Source organism: Streptomyces albiaxialis (genome assembly GCF_039530985.1).
Classification (GTDB): Bacteria; Actinomycetota; Actinomycetes; order Streptomycetales; family Streptomycetaceae; genus Streptomyces; species Streptomyces albiaxialis.
This window is the reverse complement of sequence record NZ_BAAAPE010000001.1, coordinates 422,827-439,612: the sequence shown is the minus strand read 5'-3', so window position 1 is coordinate 439,612 and position 16,786 is coordinate 422,827. Positions and strand designations below refer to the sequence as shown.

The following is a 16,786-nucleotide window of genomic DNA, read 5'->3' as shown; positions in this document are numbered from 1 at the left end:
CCGCGCCCCTTATCGGGCAAGCCCCGTTGTCCTGAGCTGCCCCGAAGGGGCGCGCTCGTTCTCGAAGATCACGGAGGTTCAGTCATGCCGGACAGCAACCCCCTCCTCGAATCGCAGGAGCTGCAAGACCTGCGGCAAGCAGTATCCGCACTCGGCACCCGCTACGGCCGGGAGTATTTCGCGCGCGTCGTCGAAGACGGCAAGCACACGGACGAGCTGTGGGCGGAAGCCGCCAAGCTGGGGTACCTCGGGGTGAACCTCCCCGAGGCGCACGGCGGCGGAGGCGGCGGCATCGCCGAACTCGCGGTCGTCCTCGAAGAGCTGGGCGCCGCCGGTTGCCCCCTCCTCATGCTGGTCGTCTCCCCGGCGATCTGCGGCACGGTGATCGCCCGCTTCGGGACCGAGGCCCAGAAGAGGGAGTGGCTGCCCGGACTCGCGGACGGCACCCGCAAGATGGCGTTCGGTATCACCGAACCGGACGCCGGTTCGAACTCGCACCGCATCACGACCACCGCCCGGCGCGACCCGGAGACGGGCGACTGGCTGCTCACCGGCCGCAAGGTGTTCGTGTCCGGTGTGGACATCGCCGAGGCCACGCTGATCGTGGGCCGCACGGAGGACGCCCGTACGGGCAAGCTCAAGCCGTGCCTCTTCATCGTCCCGCGCGAAGCGCCCGGCTTCGGGCGGCGGATGATCGACATGGAGATCGCCGCCCCGGAGAAGCAGTTCGAGCTGACCCTCGACGACGTACGGCTGCCTCCAGAAGCGCTGGTCGGCGACGAGGACGCCGGCCTCCTCCAGCTCTTCGCCGGTCTGAATCCGGAACGCATCATGACGGCCGCGTTCTCGCTCGGCATGGCCCGGCACGCCCTGGGCAAGGCGCTGGAGTACGCCCGTACGCGGCAGGTCTGGCGGGACCCGATCGGCGCGCACCAGGCCATCGCGCACCCCCTCGCGCAGGCGCACATCGAGATCGAGCTGGCGCGGCTGATGATGATGAAGGCCGCGCATCTCTACGACGCGGGCGACGACACGGCCGCGGGCGAGGCCGCGAACATGGCGAAGTACGCGGCGGCCGAGGCCTGTGTGAAGGCCGTCGACCAGGCCGTGCACACCCTGGGCGGCAACGGCCTGACCAGGGAGTACGGCCTCGCGCAGATGATCACCGCGGCACGGGTCGCCCGTATCGCGCCGGTCAGCAGGGAGATGATCCTCAACTACGTCTCCCACCAGTCCCTCGGCCTCCCGAAGTCGTACTGATGGGCGCGCTCGTACGGACGGAGACCGGCGGCGGTGCCGCCACGCTCACCCTCGACTCGCCGCGCAACCGCAACGCGCTCTCCCAGCGCCTCGTCACCGAGCTGTACGAGGCGCTGGGCGAGGCCGAGAAGGACCCGGCGGTGCGGGCAGTTCTGCTCACGCACACCGGGAACACCTTCTGCGCGGGCGCCGACCTGAGCGAGCCCCTGGAAGGGGACGGTCCGCGCGGCCTCGCCCGGCTGCTGCGTACGGTCGTCGCGTTCCCGAAGCCCGTCGTCGCCCGCGTCACCGGGCACGTACGGGCGGGCGGCACCGGACTGCTCGCGGCGTGCGACATCGCGGTGGCGGGGCCGGGGGCGACGTTCGCGTTCACGGAGGCGCGGATCGGGGTGGCGCCCGCGGTGATCTCGATGCCGGTGCTGCCGCGTATCGAAGCCCGGGCCGCCGCTCGTTACTACCTGACCGGAGAGCGCTTCGGGCCCGAGGAGGCGGCCCGTATCGGGCTGGTGACGCTGGCCGCCGAGGACCCGGACGCCGCGCTCGTGCCCGTCCTCGACGGGCTGCGCAGGGGCTCCCCGCAGGGCCTCGCGGAGTCGAAGCGGCTGGTCACCCGGGAGGTGCTGGCGGCCTTCGACCGGGACACGGATACCCTCGCCGAGCTGTCCGCGCGGCTCTTCGCCTCCGACGAGGCCCGCGAGGGCATGACCGCCTTCCTCGAACGACGGGACCCCGCATGGCTCCACCCGCCCACCCAGTGAACACCCGGGGCACGGCCCCCAAGCAGGACCGCAGCCGGGCGACCCGGCAGCGGCTGCTGGAATCGGCCGTGACATGCCTGGCCGAGCACGGCTGGTCCGGCAGCACCGTCACGGTCGTCGCCGAGCACGCCGGGGTCTCGCGCGGCGCGGCGCAGCACCACTTCCCCACGCGCGAGGACCTGTTCACGGCGGCCGTGGAGTACGTCGCGGAGGAACGCTCGCGGGTGCTGCGGGAGGCGGTGCGGCCGGGGCGCTCGGCGTACGAGGCCGTCGAGACCCTGGTCGGCCTCTACACCGGGCCCCTCTTCCGGGCCGCGCTGCATCTGTGGGTCGCGGCCTCGAACGAGCCGCAGCTCGGTCCGCGGGTGACCGCGCTGGAGGCCCGTATCGGACGGGAGACGCACCGCATGGCGGTCGAACTCCTGGGCGCGGACGAGCGGAAGCCCGGCGTCCGGGAGACCGTGCAGGGGCTGCTCGACATGGCGCGCGGGCTGGGCCTCGCCAATCTGCTGACGGACGACAGCGCGCGGCGGGCCCGCGTGGTCGCGCAGTGGGCGCGGCTGGTGGAGGCGGCCCTCGCGGAGTGACGGGCCTCGGTCAGCGCTGGTCCAGCGCCCGTTCGATCGCGCGGCGGGCCCGGGCCACGGCCGCCCGGTCGTGCTGGAGCTGCATGGCCGCGTTCAGCGCGAGCCCCGCGGCGACGATCTCGAACAGCGCCTGGCCGACGTCGAATCCGGCGGGCAGCTCGCCGTTCTCCACCGCCGCGTCCAGGTCGGCACGCAACTGCCCCCGCCAGCGCGACCAGACCTCGGCCACCGCGTCGCGCACCGGGCCGGGCCGGCCGTCGTACTCGGAGAGCGCCGCGGTCATCAGGCAGCCGCCGGGCAGCAGCGGCTCCTCCAGATAGCCCACGGAGCCGGCGCACACCGCGCGCAGCCGCCGCAGGCCCGGCGGCTCGGCCAGCGCGGGCTCGACCACGCGGTGCCAGAAGTCGACGAACGCCTTGTCCAGCGTGGAGATCTGCAGCGTCTCCTTGGTGCCGAAGTGCTTGTGCACCCCGGACTTGCTCATCCCCAGCTCGTCGGCCAGGCGGCCGATGGTGATGCCGTCGAGCCCTTCCTCGGAGGCGATCTCCGCCGCGCGGCCGAGGATCCGTCCCCTGGTGAGCCGCGCCTCGGCCGCCGAACGTCGTGGTGACATGCGACGAGAATAGCGTACGGACGTTCGCTATTGCCTTGGAGAACGGTCGTACGCTAAATTCCGGCGCAGCCACGGGGTCATGAGCGAAGGAGCGCGGGATGCGGGTGCGACGACTGGGCTGGGCCGGAGTGGAGATCGAGGCGGGCGGCGCGCGCATGGTGATCGACCATGTGCGGGACCTCTCCCCGCTGTTCACGGGGTGGACGACCGGCGAGGGGCTGGTGCCGCCGAGCGGGAAGGCCGCCCTCGCGCTGGTCACCCACCTGCACCGGGACCACGCCGACGCGGCGGCGCTCGCGGACGCGCTGATGCCGGGCGCGCCGGTGCTGCGTCCCGCGCCCGGCCACGGCGACGACGTGGACAACGCGACGACGCTCCTGGCCGAGCGCGAACTGGCCCAATACGGGCTGGCGGCCGAGGTCGTGGACGTCTGGTCCACCCGCGAGGCCGGACCGTTCCGCGTCACCGCGGTCCCGGCCGTCGACGGGCTGGGCGACCCGCAGGTCAACTGGGTGGTGGAGGCCGAAGGGCGGCGGGTCTTCCACGGCGGCGACACGATGTTCCACGGCTTCTGGTGGCTCGTCGCGCGCCGCTTCAGCCCGTTCGACGCGGTGTTCCTGCCCGCCAACGGCGCGGTGGTCGACGCGCCGCACCTCCAGCCGCCGAGCCCGCTGCCCGCCGCGCTGGACCCCGGACAGGCAGCCGCGGCGGCGGAGATCCTCGGCGCCCGCCACGCGGTGCCGATCCACTACGAGCCGGGGCAGCCGGACAAGATCGCGGGCTATGTCGAGGTCGCCGACCCGGAGAGGGAGTTCCGCGCGCACGCCGGGCGGCGTGCGCGTGCCCTGGCCGTCGGGGAGTGGCTGGACCTGGCCACCTGAGCGCGCGCCGCGCCGCGCGGCCGCAACTCCCCTGCCGCCCCTTCCGGTTCGGATCCGACACGGATGTGAACCGGAAGGGGCTTTTCTTGTGCGCTTCGCCGTGTGCGCAGTCTTGACGGCCCTATAGGGCGCTCCTAGTGTGACGGCGATTGTTCAGCGAGCTGGCACGAGTTCATATTGATGAACCAGAGGAGCCGCCATGTCCGGTCTGGACTGGGTCGTCGTCGGCGCGTATTTCTGCGTCATGATCGGAATCGGCCTGTGGTCGACGAAACGCATCGAGAACGTCGCTGACTTCTTCACCGCGCGCGGGCGCATCCCGTGGTGGCTCTCCGGCATCTCGCACCACATGTCCGGCTACAGCGCGATCATGTTCGTGACCTTCGCGGCCGTCGCGTACGACTACGGGATCACCGTCTATTTCTGGTGGCCCCTCACCATCGGGCTCGGCGTCGGCGTCGGCGCCTTCCTCTTCGCCCCGCGCTGGAACAGGCTGCGCGCCAAGCACAACGTCAAGTCGCCGCTGGAATACCTGGCGGTCCGCTACAACCTCCCCACCCAGCAGGTCCTCGCCTACAGCGGCGCGGCCCTCAAGGTCGTGGACATCGCGGCCAAGTGGGTCGCCATCGCCGTGCTGCTCCAGGGCTTCGCCGACCTCCCGCTGGAGTGGGGGATCATCCTCACCGGCGTCTGCACGATGTTCTACATGGCCTTCGGCGGGCTGTGGGCCGATGTCCTCACGGACTTCGGGCAGTTCGTGATCCAGGCGGTCGCGGGCATCGCGATGCTCGTCGCCGTCATGGCCCACCTCAGCGGCGTCTCCACGCTGTGGACCATGTGGGACGACCTCCCCGCCAGCCACGGCGACCCGGTCAACGGCAGCGTCACCACCGGCCTGATCATGGCGTTCCTGCTGGTGAAGACCTTCGAGTACAACGGCGGCATGTGGAACCTGGCGCAGCGCTACATGTCCGCGCCCTCCGGCTCACGGGCGAAGAAGTCGGCCCTGCTCTCCAGCGCCCTGTGGCTGATATGGCCGCTGATCCTCTTCCTCCCGATGATCGCCGCGCCGCTGATCGTGCCCGGCCTGGAGAACGGCGAGGAGTCCTACATCAAGCTCGCGCAGGAACTCCTCCCCACGGGCCTCATCGGACTCCTGCTGGCGGGCTTCTTCTCCCACACGATGGCGATGGTCGCCTCGGACTCCAACGTCATCACCGCCGTCATCACCCGCGACCTCGCGCCCGTCCTCTTCCCCAAGCTGCGACGCCTCAACGAGCGCCGCGAACTGCTCTTCGCGCGGATCACGACCGTCGCCTTCGTCTGCGTCAGCATGGGCTTCGCGCTCTTCAGCGACCCCGACGGCTTCATCATGACGGTCGTCGTCAGCATCGTCGCGGCCACCATGGGCCCGATCTCGATCCCGCTGATGCTGGGGCTGCTGCCCTGGTTCAAGCGGAACGGCGCCTGGGCCGCGATCGGCTCCTGGGCGGGCGGCCTCGCGGTCTGGTCGTACCTCTACTGGGGCGTGCCCGACGAGGACGTCACCGAGGCGATGACCGTCGGCTGGCCCCTGCTCACCTCGCTGGCCCTGTACGTGGTGATCGGCCTCGTCAAGCCGCAGGGCTCCGTCGAGGGCGACGCCCTGGTCGACTCCCTGGGGACGGACCCCGAGCCGGGCGGCGTGCCGGGCGAGGTCAGCGACCCGGTACCGGCGGAGAGGGCGTAACCCCCGTCTCGGACTGGGCAGGGGCTGCCCCCTGCTGTCGCGTCGCAGTCCGCAGCGCCGCCGCGGCGGGCCGCGCAGTTCCCCGCGCCCCTGAAGCGCCCCTCCGGGGCTGCTTCGGGGCGCCCCGAAGGGGCGCGGGGCTGTGTCGATATGCGGCTCCGCCGCGTGGGCGCGAGCGACCACGACGCGCCCGCAGACCGCGAGGCACGGGCAGGGGCAGCCCCTGCCCGGTAGGGCCGGTCAGCCCTGCTCGACGTATCCCTCGATCTCACGGGGGTCGCGGGGCCCGGGGCCCACGTACCGGGCCGACGGCCGCACCAGCCGGCCCGTCCGCTTCTGCTCCAGGATGTGCGCCGACCACCCGGCCGTACGGGCACACGTGAACATCGAGGTGAACATGTGCGCCGGGACCTCCGCGAAGTCCAGCACGATCGCCGCCCAGAACTCGACGTTCGTCTCCAGCACCCGGTCCGGACGCCGCTCCCGCAGCTCCGCGAGGGCCGCCCGCTCCAGCGCCTCGGCGACCTCGTAGCGGGGCGCGCCCAGCTCCTTCGCCGTACGCCGCAGCACCCGCGCCCGCGGGTCCTCCGCGCGGTAGACCCGGTGCCCGAAGCCCATCAGCCGCTCGCCCTGGTCGAGCTGGCGCTTGACGTAGGCCCGGGCGTCCCCGGTGCGCTCGATCTCCTCGATCATGCCGAGCACCCGCGAGGGCGCGCCCCCGTGCAGCGGGCCCGACATCGCGCCGACCGCGCCCGACAGGGAGGCGGCCACGTCGGCGCCGGTGGAGGCGATGACGCGGGCGGTGAACGTCGAGGCGTTCATGCCGTGCTCGGCGGCCGACGTCCAGTACGCGTCGACGGCCGCGACATGGCGCGGGTCCGGCTCGCCGCGCCAGCGCCGCATGAAGCGCTCGACGATCGTGTCGGCCTTGTCGATCTCGCGCTGCGGCACCATCGGCAGGCCCTGCCCGCGCGCCGACTGCGCCACGTACGACAGCGCCATGACCGCGGCCCGTGCCAGGTCGTCCCGGGCGGTGCGCTCGTCGATGTCGAGGAGCGGCTTCAGGCCCCAGACGGGCGCGAGCATGGCCAGCGCGGACTGCACGTCGACACGGACGTCGCCGGAGTGGACGGGGATCGGGAAGGGCTCGGCGGGCGGCAGTCCGGGGTTGAAGCCGCCGTCGACGAGGAGACCCCACACGTTCCCGAAGGACACATGGCCCACCAGGTCCTCGATGTCCACGCCTCGATAGCGCAGCGCACCGCCTTCCTTGTCGGGCTCGGCGATCTCCGTCTCGAACGCGACGACTCCCTCAAGTCCGGGTACGAAATCGGACATAGTGGCGGCTCCCTCGTGAGTGCGGCTCCCTGGACCTGCCGTCTCCCCGGTGATGCCCGGTGCGGCCGGTCGTCACCCGCTGCGAGGTCGGGGCCGTGGATCCGGTCCCCTCCTCGTACGGAGCGGTCACGATATCCGGTGCGGTCCCGAACCCACACCACCCCCGCCCCTCCCGTCCCCGCTCCCGGCTCCGGGCAGACTGTCTGACCGCGCGGCACCGGGATGCTGCAAGATTGGCGGCGTGCCTCACGCTGACCATGCTGACGACGCCACAACCACCGCCACCTCCACCCTCGACCCGGCCGCGATGCGCGCCCACTACCGCGCGGAGGGCCTCGCGGAGCGCGACCTCGCGCCCGACCCGTACCAGCAGTTCGCGCGCTGGTTCGAGCAGGCGGCCGACAGCGGCCTGCACGAGCCGAACGCCATGGTCGTCTCCACCGCCGACGCCGAGGGCCGTCCCAGCTCCCGTACGGTCCTGCTGAAGCAGTACGACGAGCGGGGCTTCGTCTTCTTCACCAACTACGGCTCCCGCAAGGGCCGCGACCTGGAGGCGAACCCCTACGCCTCGCTGCTCTTCCCCTGGCACGGCATCGCCCGCCAGGTCATCGTCTCCGGCCCGGCGGAGCGCACCGGGCGCGACGAGACGGCCGCGTACTTCCGTACCCGCCCGCACGGCTCCCAGCTCGGCGCCTGGGCCAGCGAGCAGTCCTCGCCGGTGGCCTCGCGGGAGGAGCTGGACGCGACGTACGCACGGCTGGCCGACCGCTATCCGGAGGGCGAGGACGTCCCGGCCCCGCCGCAATGGGGCGGCTTCCGGGTCCGCGCGGAGGCCGTCGAGTTCTGGCAGGGCCGCGAGAACCGCCTCCACGACCGCCTCCGGTACGTCCTGACGGACGGCAAATGGACGGTGGAGAGGCTCTGCCCGTAAGGGTCTGAGGGCCTGAAAGAGGGTCCGGACAGGAAACGGCCCGTGGGCTGCTCCCCTCGCCGGAGGCGAAGGGCGCCGGTCGGACGAGTCCGACGAGCCCACGGGCCGGGTGACTGCTCTGGATTGGCCGGGAAGGTCCGGCCACACGCTGGTGGTCGGCCCTAGGCCGCAGCCACCTCACACGTCCGCTGATCGATCATCAGTCGGATCACCTCCTTTCCTGTGTGCCCCGCACGTTATGCAGCGCCGCACCCGCCCGCAAACGAATTTCGGGCCCGCAACAATTTTCTCGAATCCGATGTGTGCTGGGTCACGTTCGACTTGAATGGGCCCTGCATACGGTGGGGTTCAGGCACAACGCAGGGGGTGCCGAGGTGTCGGCTCAATCCAAGACCCATTCCGCGTCGTCCTCCGACGGGGACGACGGAGGACCTGGCGGTGCCGACGACGAACTTCTGCTCGCCGCGCTGCTGGACGGCATGGACGCGGCGCTGTGCGCCTTCGACGCCGACGGCGTCGTCACGCACTGGAACCGCGAGGCCGAGCGCATGCTCGGCTGGACCCCGCAGGAGGCCGTGGGCCGCCGGGGCCTGGCCGGATGGGCGGTCCGCCCCGCGGACGCCGAGGAGGTCGAGGGGCGGCTGCTCGGCGCGATGGACGCGCCGGGCCGGCAGGTCCACGAGTTCGCGCTGCTGACCAAGGACGGCGGCCGGGTCCTCGTCCGGGTCCAGTCCTCCGGCGTCGCGGGCGCCGACGGCCGGCCCAAGGGGGTCTACTGCGCGTTCAGTGAGGTGCACGCCCAGATCGACCTGGAGCGTTCGATCGCGCTGAGCGAGGCCCTGCTGGAGGACGCCTGCTGGGGCGTCGTCCTGGTCGACGCCGACCTGCGCCCGGCGGTGGCGAACGCGTACGCGGCGCGCGCCTTCCGCGTCCCCTCCCGTACGTCCATGCTGGGCCGCCCCCTCGGCGAGCTGCTGGAACACGGGGTGGAGGAGCTGGAGGGCGCTCTCCAGCACGTCCTCGCCGAGGGCGCCCCGCCCGGGCCCGCCGAGATCTGGGTCCGGCTGCGCGGCGCCGAGGACGAGGAGAGGGTGCCGGACGCCGGGGAGGCCGGGCTGTCGCCGGGCGCCGGGCAGCCCCAGGCCGAGCGGGGCGAGCTGGACCGGCAGTGCTGCTGGCGCAGCGGCTTCCTGCGGCTGGCCACCCCGCTCGCCGAGGAGCCGGTGCCGCTCGGGGTGGCGTGGCTCTTCCAGGACGTCACCGAGGCCAAGCGCGCCGAGCAGGCCGCGGCCCGGCTGCGCTTCCGCGACAGCCAGTCCCACCGCGCGGCGCGCGCCGCCGCCGAGTGCGAGGACCCCCTGGAGGCCGCGACCGTCCACCTGGACTTCGCGCTCGCGGGCTTCGCCGACCACGCGCTGCTCGACGTGCTGACCCCGCCGGAGAACGGGCCGGACCCGCTGCCTGTGCCCCGCCTCGTGCGCGCCGCGACCACCCCGGCCGCCGCCCACGGGCGCGGCCCGCACATCGAGCCCGGCACCGAGAGCGGCCTCCCCGTCGCCTACGTCGAGGGGCACCCGGCCCTCCAGGCGTACCAGCGGTGCGGCTCCGTCCGCGCGAGCGTCGGCGCCGGCGCGGTGCCGGAGGGCTGGGCGGAGGCCCGCAAATGGCCGCGGGGGACGGTGCACGGGCTGTGCACGGTGCTGCGCAGCAGGGGCCGGACGCTGGGCGTCGTCACCTTCCTGCGCGACGCGGGCCGCCGCCCCTTCGACCGTACGGACGCGGCGTACGCGGAGGGCATCGCGGCCCATGTCGCCGGATCGGTGGACCTGGCGGTCCAGATCCGCCGCTGAGCGTCAGCGGTAGAAGATCCGGTCCGCGTAGCGCTCCATGACCTGCGCGTTCCAGTCGTGCCCGCCGTCCACGTTCGCCGAGCGGAGCAGCGGCGGCTCGATGCCGCGCCGCACCAGCTCCTCGGCGGCGCTCGCCACGACGGCCTGCATCAGGGCGCTGGTGACCACCGTCGAGGCGGGCGCGAACGGGGCCTCGACGCCCTCCGCGGTCAGCTCCGCGTCGCCCACCGCGATCCGGCTGTCGATCACCACGTCGCAGTGGTCCTTGAGGAAGGTGCCGGTCGTGTGCCGGGAGCGGGTCCCCGTCGCGTACGCGACCGAGGTGACGCCGACGACCTTGAGGCCGAGCGCCCGCGCGTTCATGGCCATCTCGACCGGGAGCGCGTTCCGCCCCGAGAGGGAGATGATGATCAGAACGTCCCCGGGCCGGACGTGGCTGGAGTCCAGGACGGCGCCCGCGAGCCCGTCGACCCGCTCCAGGGCGCTGCCCAGCGTCACGGGCCGCACGTCGACGCCGACGACGCCGGGGAGCGAGAGCAGATTCATCACGGCGAGGCCGCCCGCGCGGTAGACCACGTCCTGGGCGGGGAGCGACGAGTGCCCCGCGCCGAACGCGAAGACCCGGCGGCCGTCCGCGACGGCCTCGGCGATCAGCCCGCCCGCCGCCGCGACGTTCTTCGCCTCACCGTCCCTGACCTGCTGCAACAGGCCGATCGCGGCGTCGAAGAATTCGCCTGCCAGGCCGTCCGCGCGCCTGTCGTCGCTCATGGTGAAGATCCTCGGAGTCGGTGGGAGGGGCCGTGGGAATCGCGCGTTGCCGCGATCACGTTGAGGTCTGGACCAGTGGCCTGTCAATACCGCCTCCCGCCGCGACGGCACGGTTGTCGGTGCGATGCGTCAGAATTGGTGCCAGGGCCACCGCACGAGCTGACTAGGGGCGCGCATGTCCGGACTCATCGACACGACGGAGATGTATCTCCGCACCATTCTGGAGCTGGAGGAAGAGGGCGTGGTCCCGATGCGTGCCCGCATCGCCGAGCGCCTCGACCAGAGCGGCCCGACCGTGAGCCAGACCGTCGCCCGCATGGAGCGGGACGGCCTGGTGAAGGTCGCGGGCGACCGGCACCTGGAGCTGACCGACGACGGCCGCCAGCTCGCCACCCGCGTGATGCGCAAGCACCGCCTCGCGGAGTGTCTGCTGGTCGACGTGATCGGCCTGGAGTGGGAGCAGGTGCACGCCGAGGCGTGCCGCTGGGAGCACGTCATGAGCGAGGCGGTCGAGCGCCGCGTCCTCGACCTGCTGCGCCACCCCACCGAGTCGCCGTACGGGAACCCGATCCCGGGCCTGGAGGAGCTGGGCGAGAAGGCCGAGGCCGACCCGTTCCTCGACGATGGCCTGGTGAGCCTGAGCGAGCTGGAGCCGGGCGGCGAAGGCAAGACGGTCGTCGTCCGCAGGATCGGCGAGCCGATCCAGATGGACGCCCAGCTCATGTACACGCTGCGGCGCGCGGGCGTCCAGCCCGGCGCGGTCGTGAGTGTGAACGCGGGCGCGGCGGGCGGCGTCCAGGTCGGCAGCAGCGGCGAGGCCGCCGAGCTGGGCTCGGAGGTCGCGGCGCACGTCTTCGTGGCCAAGCGCTGAGCGCATCCGCGACGGCGGGTTGCTGAGCGCAGCCCCCACGCCGGGTGCCCGGACGTGAGGGCTGGGTTCGGGGTGCCCCGGGCTGTGCTTCGCAGAGTGCGGGTGCGTCGTGGCCGCTCGCGCAGTTCCCCGCGCCCCTGACGGGGCACTCCTGCTGCTGGGCACGGGGGCACGGGGGCACGGGGCTCCTGGGGCGGACGGGGCCCCTGTGCTGCCGGGGACGGCTGTGGCGTCCCCGGCCACGGCGTTCCCGCGCCTCCCGTGCTGTCACTTTCGCGCCACGCGCGGAGTGCGAGGGGGCGCGCACCATACGTCGCACCTTCCCAATTGGCCCGAGCGGTATCAGAGTTGCCGGAACGCGAGCGATGGCGCCCCTGGCGTGCGACGCTGTCGCTGGGACCAGAATCGGGGCACGTGTGCCGGGGGGCACGATGCCGGAGCGGGGACAGCAGCACAGCCGCACATCGGGCGGAAAGGGAGCCGTCGATGCCGTGTTCCGCGCGGGACCGCGACGGGCGGCCCACAGCGAGGGCCCCGGCGCCATCAGCCGCCGGGGCCCCGCTTCCCCATGTCCCCCCGGAACGACCCGGAGCCCCGAGCTCTCAGGGTCGGCCCCCCTCCCGGCTTCTGTCTCCCCGTGGGGACGTGCGACAACCCTGGAGCGTTGTCACTCGATGGTGGGGTGTTGACCGGGGAACCAGGCTGTTCGAATAGAAGTTCGATAGGGTGACGCAGCGGTCAGAGGGAGTGGGGGTGCCAAGACGCATGGTGCGACGGATCAACGTGACGGGCGCGGGCGGAATCCGGCTGGCTGCCTGGGAGTTCGCCGATCCGCCCAAGGGCTCCGTTGACGGTGCGGCGGGCGCGGCCGGCGCGTCCGGCGCGGAGGCACCGGCCGGTTCGGTCGTCCGGCCGGGCGGCGAGCCCTCCCGCCCGGCCGGCACGCAGGGCCGTCGGCCCCCGGGCGTGCTGTTACTGCACGGGCTGATGGGCCGCGCCTCCCACTGGGCGGAGACCGCCCGCTGGCTCTCGGGCCGGTACCGTTCCGTCGCCGTCGACCAGCGCGGCCACGGCCGCAGCGACAAGCCCGGCGACGGTCCGTACGACAGGGAGGCGTACGTCGAGGACGCCGAGGCCGCGCTCGAACAGCTCGATCTGCCCCCCGCCGCCGTCATCGGCCACTCGATGGGCGCCCTCACCGCCTGGCAGCTCGCGGCCAAGCGCCCCGACCTGGTGCAGGCCCTGGTCATCTCCGACATGCGGGCCTCGGCGCTGGGGGACCAGTCGCAGCGCGAGTGGGAGGAGTGGTTCAAGTCCTGGCCCGTCCCGTTCGCGACGCTGGGCGATGTGCGCCGCTGGTTCGGCGAGGAGGACCCGATCCTGGAGCGCACGAACCCCTCGCGGGGCGAGTTCTTCGCCGAGGTCATGGCCGAGCGCGCCGACGGATGGCGCCCGGCCTTCTCCCCGCGCCAGATGCTCAAGGCCCGGGAGACGTGGGTCTATGACGCGCACTGGGACGAGCTGGCCCAGGTCCAGTGCCCCACCCTCGTCGTCCGCGGCATCGACGGCGAACTGGGCCGTGCCGAGGCCCAGGAGATGGTCCGCGTGCTGCCCCGGGGGATCTACGCGGAGGTGCAGGACGCCGGGCACCTTGTGCACTACGACCAGCCGGAGGGCTGGCGCCGCGTCGTCGAGCCCTTCCTCCAGCACGCGCTCCCCTCGGGCTGACCGCGGCGAGCGCACCGAGCGCGCCGGGGTCGGCGGCCGGAATCCCGTAACCGCCCCCCGGCCGCCGCCCGTTGCCGCCCGGCCTTCCGGTCGCCGCCCGTTGCCGCCCGCCGGTCAGCCCCGGCTGACGGCCGTCAGGATCTCCGGGAGCCGCGCCACGGCGCGCGCCGCCGCGGGGCGCAGTGCGAGCACGGCCAGCAGCAGCCCGTACGCGATGCCGACGGGCAGCATCAGCCATGCCCCCGCACCGGCCGCCGCGTCGCCCGCCGTGTGCAGCCAGACGGTCACCGCCACGAACGGGGCGCACAGCACGGCCGCCGCGAGCATGCCGCCCAGGAAGCTGAGGTAGGCGAGCGAGCCCTGCCCCGGCGCGACGTTCTTGTAGCCGCTGTCCTGCGGGATCGAGTACGGGAACCAGACCGAGGCCAGAGCCCCCGTGCCCAGCAGCGCCCCGAGCACCGCCGACGCCAGCCCCAGCACCTCGGGGAAGACGGCCCAGTCGTTCATCAGCAGCGACGACAGCAGCACCACGAGCCCCACGTACGGCACGGCCACCACCGCGATGGCCAGCATCCGGCCGCGCAGTTCGAGCCGGGCGTCGCGCCGGGTCGAGATGGTCGACGCGACCAGCCAGAAGCCCGAGTAGTCCTGCCCGAACTGGTTGTACATCTGCAGGCCCAGCACGCCCGCCGCCCAGCACGCGTTGTACGGGCTGCCCGTGCCCTGGACGCTCAGCACCACCGGCAGCAGCAGGCCGATGCCGAGCGAGGAGACCCAGCCCACCTTGGTCTTGGGGTCGCGCCACGCGTACCGCAGCGTGCGCCGTACGACCGCGACCGTGCGCCCGCCGGGATCGCCGGGCAGCAGCGCGAGCAGGCCGAGCACCCCGCGCGTACGCCCCGTGCCCGCCTCCTCCGACGAGGCGTCCCGGCCGGTCGTCGCCGCCTGGAGCGTCGAGGCGTCCGGCGCGGTCATCAGCCGCGTCAGGCTCCGCCGCCACCAGACCAGCAGCCCCGCGAGCGCGCCGCCCGCGAGTAGCAGCCGCACGGCGGCCAGGGCGTACGTCCCCTCGCTCGCGTCCCGTACCGCGTACACGGCCGAGGTCGGCGGCACCCAGCCCAGCACCGCGCCCACCGGCTCCAGCAGCGCGAGGCCGCCCGGCTCGGAGACCTTCTGGACGCCGACGTTCACGAACTGCGCGCCGATCGCGATGAACAGGCCGCTCAGCAGGGCGAGATCGCGGCCCTTGCGGCTCGTCAGCAGCCGTACGTTCGCCGTGGCCACCCCGCGCGCGAGCGCCAGGCAGGAGAGGACGAGCAGCGGCAGCGCGAGCACGGCCGTCGTCCACCCGGCGGCGCCCTCCGCCGGTGCCGCGACGGCTCCGGCCGCCATCAGCACCGAGAACAGCGGCCCGATGCCCACCAGCGAGGCCGCCAGCAGCGCGACGACCAGCCGTTCGGGACGGAGCGGCAGCATCACCAGCCGCGTCGCGTCCAGCGTCTCGTCCCCGCCGGGGAAGAAGAGCGGCACCACGGCCCAGCCCAGCGCCAGCAGCCCGCTCAGGACGACGGCGACGGTCACCGCGTGCTCGTGGCCGCGCATCAGCAGCAGCCCCAGCACCTGGAGCAGCGCGAGCAGCAGCGCCAGCACGGCGGAGGTCACGAACGCGGCCCGCCTGCCGGGTGACTGGCGCAGCCCGTTGCTCAGCAGCGACCACTTCAGCCGGACGAACACCCGCGTCACCGGGGCGGGCCCGGATCCCCCGGGTCCCCCGGATCCCCCGGGCCCCCCGGCCGTCCCGGCGGTCTCCACGGCTCCGGGCGCGGCGGTCATCCCGTGCCGCCCAGCCAGTCGAGGCTGGTGCCCGCGCGGGCCGAACGGCCGTGCGCGCCCACGAGTTCGAGGAACGCGTCGTGCAGGCTCGGCGCCCCGCCCCGTACGTCCGCGAGCGGGCCGTGTGCCTGGATGCGGCCCGCGGCCATCACGGCCACCCAGTCGCACAGCGACTCGACCAGCTCCATGACGTGGCTGGAGAAGACGACGGTGGCGCCGGAGGCCGTGTAGCGCTCCAGGACGCCCCGGATGGTCTGCGCGGACACCGGGTCCACGCCCTCGAAAGGCTCGTCCAGGAAGAGCACTTCGGGGTTGTGCAGCAGCGCGGTGGCGAGGCCGATCTTCTTGCGCATGCCCGTCGAGTAGTCGACGACGAGCTTGTGCCGCGCGCCCGAGAGGTCGAGCACCTCCAGCAACTGCCCGGAGCGGCGCTCGACCTCGGCGGCGGGGATGCCGCGCAGGGCACCCATGTACGTGAGCAGCTCCGCGCCGGAGAGCCGTTCGAACAGGCGCAGCCCCTCGGGGAGCACGCCGATGCGGGACTTGACCGCGACGGGGTCCCGCCACACGTCGTGCCCGCCGATGACGACGGTGCCCATGTCGGGCCGGAGGAGCCCGGTGATCATGGAGAGCGTGGTCGTCTTGCCCGCCCCGTTGGGGCCGACGAGGCCGATGAAGCGGCCCGCCGGAAGGGCCAGATCGATGCCGGACACGGCGATCTGCTCGCCGAACCGCTTCCACAGCCCCTGGACGGTCACGGCCGCGTGGGCCGTTCCTCCGGGTTCCGCCGCTTCCCCCGTGCTCGTCGGGTCCTCGGCCACGAGTGCCCCCTTCCTGCGTCCCGGCCAGGCTATGTGTTCGACCGGGCGGGAGGGGGCCGGATGTGAGGGTCAGACGCGGCTGCAGGCGTACGCGAGGGTGGGCACGATCTCCTCCGCGTCCGGCAGCCACCGGTTCGCCGCGGTCGGCTGCCGCGCCCACTGCACGGAGCCCCGGGTGCCCAGGCGGGTCGGGGGCGCGGCCACCCAGTCGCCCTCGCCGCGCGCGCGGAGGGCGAGCGCGCTGGGGGACCAGCCCAGCTTCCGTACGAGGTCCGGGACCTTCGCGGTGGCGCCCGGGAGGACGAGGAAGAGCATGCGTCCGTCGGGGGCGCAGATGACGGGGCCCAGGGTCAGCTCCATGCGCTCCAGCCGCGCCAGCGCCAGACAGCCCGCCGTCTCCGGGACCTCGATGGCGTCGAACGTACGACCCGTCGGCATCAGGACGGAGGCGCGGGGCTCCTTGGCCCACATCCGGCGGGCCGTGGTCGCGCTCCCGGTGGCCTCGCCCGACCAACTGGAGCGCACGGGGTGTGCGCCGGGCGCGTGGCAGCGTGCCTCGCCGCAGGTGCAGCGCGGCACGCCGTCGACGGCCTCCAGCCAGGTCCCGGGGAAGACGTCCCAGTGCCGCTCCTCCGCGTAGCGCACGGCGTGTTCCACGAGGGGTTCCGTCCGCTGGCGGGGGATGTGCGTGCTCGTCGTAACTCCAGTTGTGACTCCGATGGTCTTATCCACGCTCATCACAACTCCCCTTGTCAGCAAGGGTTACGGGGCGCCCGCGGGTGGCAGCCCGCGCTCACGAGGGCGCATGGGTGCAAGTG

At 73.2% G+C, this 16,786-nt stretch carries 15 protein-coding genes; 9 read left to right on the top strand and 6 right to left on the bottom strand.

The window, feature by feature from the left end:
- The first annotated feature begins 84 nt into the window (after positions 1–84).
- From ABD343_RS01985 to ABD343_RS01975, 3 genes are read left to right on the top strand one after another with little or no spacing between them, the layout of a single operon-like run.
- Positions 85–1,260: an acyl-CoA dehydrogenase family protein gene (locus ABD343_RS01985; protein ID WP_344523251.1), complete on the top strand. Its 1,176-nt coding sequence runs from the start codon at positions 85–87 to the stop codon at positions 1,258–1,260.
- Positions 1,260–2,018 carry an enoyl-CoA hydratase family protein gene (locus ABD343_RS01980; RefSeq protein ID WP_344523249.1) on the top strand — a complete coding sequence of 253 codons (759 nt, stop codon included), beginning with the start codon at positions 1,260–1,262 and terminating at the stop codon, positions 2,016–2,018. The genes ABD343_RS01985 and ABD343_RS01980 overlap by 1 nt, the downstream gene beginning before the upstream one ends.
- Positions 1,994–2,605, top strand: a complete 612-nt coding sequence (locus ABD343_RS01975; protein WP_344523247.1) for a TetR/AcrR family transcriptional regulator — start codon at positions 1,994–1,996, stop codon at positions 2,603–2,605. Before ABD343_RS01980 ends, ABD343_RS01975 begins: the two co-directional genes overlap by 25 nt.
- Before the next feature lie 10 nt (positions 2,606–2,615).
- On the opposite strand, the gene ABD343_RS01970 is transcribed toward ABD343_RS01975, so the two are convergent.
- Positions 2,616–3,218, bottom strand: coding sequence for a TetR family transcriptional regulator C-terminal domain-containing protein (locus ABD343_RS01970; protein WP_344523245.1), 603 nt, complete (start codon positions 3,216–3,218; stop codon positions 2,616–2,618).
- Between the two features lie 98 nt (positions 3,219–3,316).
- Here ABD343_RS01970 and ABD343_RS01965 point away from each other — a divergent pair, with 98 nt between their 5' ends.
- Positions 3,317–4,099: an MBL fold metallo-hydrolase gene (locus tag ABD343_RS01965; RefSeq protein WP_344523243.1), complete on the top strand. Its 783-nt coding sequence runs from the start codon at positions 3,317–3,319 to the stop codon at positions 4,097–4,099.
- 199 nt (positions 4,100–4,298) lie between these two features.
- On the top strand, positions 4,299–5,828 hold the full coding sequence (locus tag ABD343_RS01960; protein ID WP_344523241.1) for a sodium:solute symporter family protein: 1,530 nt from the start codon (positions 4,299–4,301) through the stop codon (positions 5,826–5,828).
- Between the two features lie 240 nt (positions 5,829–6,068).
- Here ABD343_RS01960 and ABD343_RS01955 read toward each other — a convergent pair whose 3' ends face one another.
- Entirely contained in the window at positions 6,069–7,166 is a 1,098-nt protein-coding gene (locus ABD343_RS01955) for a citrate synthase 2 (RefSeq protein WP_344523239.1), read from the bottom strand.
- Positions 7,167–7,473: 307 nt separating this feature from the next.
- Here ABD343_RS01955 and pdxH point away from each other — a divergent pair, with 307 nt between their 5' ends.
- Together pdxH and ABD343_RS01945 are read left to right on the top strand one after the other, a co-directional pair.
- Positions 7,474–8,097, top strand: a complete 624-nt coding sequence (gene pdxH / locus ABD343_RS01950; RefSeq protein WP_344524342.1) for a pyridoxamine 5'-phosphate oxidase — start codon at positions 7,474–7,476, stop codon at positions 8,095–8,097.
- A 374-nt stretch (positions 8,098–8,471) separates the two neighbouring features.
- Positions 8,472–9,947, top strand: coding sequence for a PAS domain-containing protein (locus ABD343_RS01945; RefSeq protein WP_344523237.1), 1,476 nt, complete (start codon positions 8,472–8,474; stop codon positions 9,945–9,947).
- Positions 9,948–9,950: 3 nt separating this feature from the next.
- Here ABD343_RS01945 and ABD343_RS01940 read toward each other — a convergent pair whose 3' ends face one another.
- On the bottom strand, positions 9,951–10,715 hold the full coding sequence (locus ABD343_RS01940; protein ID WP_344523235.1) for an SIS domain-containing protein: 765 nt from the start codon (positions 10,713–10,715) through the stop codon (positions 9,951–9,953).
- A 175-nt stretch (positions 10,716–10,890) separates the two neighbouring features.
- On the opposite strand from ABD343_RS01940, the gene ABD343_RS01935 reads away from it, so the two are divergent.
- Both ABD343_RS01935 and ABD343_RS01930 read left to right on the top strand, forming a co-directional pair.
- The gene (locus ABD343_RS01935) at positions 10,891–11,586 is read left to right on the top strand and encodes an iron-dependent transcriptional repressor DtxR (protein ID WP_344523233.1); all 696 of its coding nucleotides are present in this window, start codon (positions 10,891–10,893) and stop codon (positions 11,584–11,586) included.
- A gap of 765 nt (positions 11,587–12,351) precedes the next feature.
- A complete protein-coding gene (locus tag ABD343_RS01930) occupies positions 12,352–13,314 on the top strand; it encodes an alpha/beta fold hydrolase (protein ID WP_344523231.1) in 963 nt (320 codons plus the stop codon).
- A gap of 114 nt (positions 13,315–13,428) precedes the next feature.
- Here the strand turns inward: ABD343_RS01930 and ABD343_RS01925 are convergent, their stop codons facing one another.
- From ABD343_RS01925 to ABD343_RS01915, 3 genes are all read right to left on the bottom strand, one after another.
- Positions 13,429–15,147 carry a transporter gene (locus ABD343_RS01925; protein WP_344523229.1) on the bottom strand — a complete coding sequence of 573 codons (1,719 nt, stop codon included), beginning with the start codon at positions 15,145–15,147 and terminating at the stop codon, positions 13,429–13,431.
- Positions 15,144–15,968 (bottom strand): ABC transporter ATP-binding protein, encoded by an 825-nt coding sequence (locus ABD343_RS01920; protein WP_344523227.1) that lies wholly within the window; start codon positions 15,966–15,968, stop codon positions 15,144–15,146. Before ABD343_RS01920 ends, ABD343_RS01925 begins: the two co-directional genes overlap by 4 nt.
- A gap of 69 nt (positions 15,969–16,037) precedes the next feature.
- The gene (locus ABD343_RS01915) at positions 16,038–16,706 is read right to left on the bottom strand and encodes a bifunctional DNA primase/polymerase (protein ID WP_344523225.1); all 669 of its coding nucleotides are present in this window, start codon (positions 16,704–16,706) and stop codon (positions 16,038–16,040) included.
- Positions 16,707–16,786 lie beyond the last annotated feature (80 nt).

Bases quoted from the DNA above. Each gene is read 5' to 3' on its own strand.
- ABD343_RS01985 (WP_344523251.1), top strand. From the start codon at position 85: ATGCCGGACAGCAACCCCCTCCTCGAATCGCAGGAGCTGCAAGACCTG.
- ABD343_RS01980 (WP_344523249.1), top strand. From the start codon at position 1,260: ATGGGCGCGCTCGTACGGACGGAGACCGGCGGCGGTGCCGCCACGCTC.
- ABD343_RS01975 (WP_344523247.1), top strand. From the start codon at position 1,994: ATGGCTCCACCCGCCCACCCAGTGAACACCCGGGGCACGGCCCCCAAG.
- ABD343_RS01970 (WP_344523245.1), bottom strand. From the start codon at position 3,218: ATGTCACCACGACGTTCGGCGGCCGAGGCGCGGCTCACCAGGGGACGG.
- ABD343_RS01965 (WP_344523243.1), top strand. From the start codon at position 3,317: ATGCGGGTGCGACGACTGGGCTGGGCCGGAGTGGAGATCGAGGCGGGC.
- ABD343_RS01960 (WP_344523241.1), top strand. From the start codon at position 4,299: ATGTCCGGTCTGGACTGGGTCGTCGTCGGCGCGTATTTCTGCGTCATG.
- ABD343_RS01955 (WP_344523239.1), bottom strand. From the start codon at position 7,166: ATGTCCGATTTCGTACCCGGACTTGAGGGAGTCGTCGCGTTCGAGACG.
- pdxH (WP_344524342.1), top strand. From the start codon at position 7,474: ATGCGCGCCCACTACCGCGCGGAGGGCCTCGCGGAGCGCGACCTCGCG.
- ABD343_RS01940 (WP_344523235.1), bottom strand. From the start codon at position 10,715: ATGAGCGACGACAGGCGCGCGGACGGCCTGGCAGGCGAATTCTTCGAC.
- ABD343_RS01935 (WP_344523233.1), top strand. From the start codon at position 10,891: ATGTCCGGACTCATCGACACGACGGAGATGTATCTCCGCACCATTCTG.
- ABD343_RS01930 (WP_344523231.1), top strand. From the start codon at position 12,352: ATGGTGCGACGGATCAACGTGACGGGCGCGGGCGGAATCCGGCTGGCT.
- ABD343_RS01925 (WP_344523229.1), bottom strand. From the start codon at position 15,147: ATGACCGCCGCGCCCGGAGCCGTGGAGACCGCCGGGACGGCCGGGGGG.
- ABD343_RS01915 (WP_344523225.1), bottom strand. From the start codon at position 16,706: ATGAGCGTGGATAAGACCATCGGAGTCACAACTGGAGTTACGACGAGC.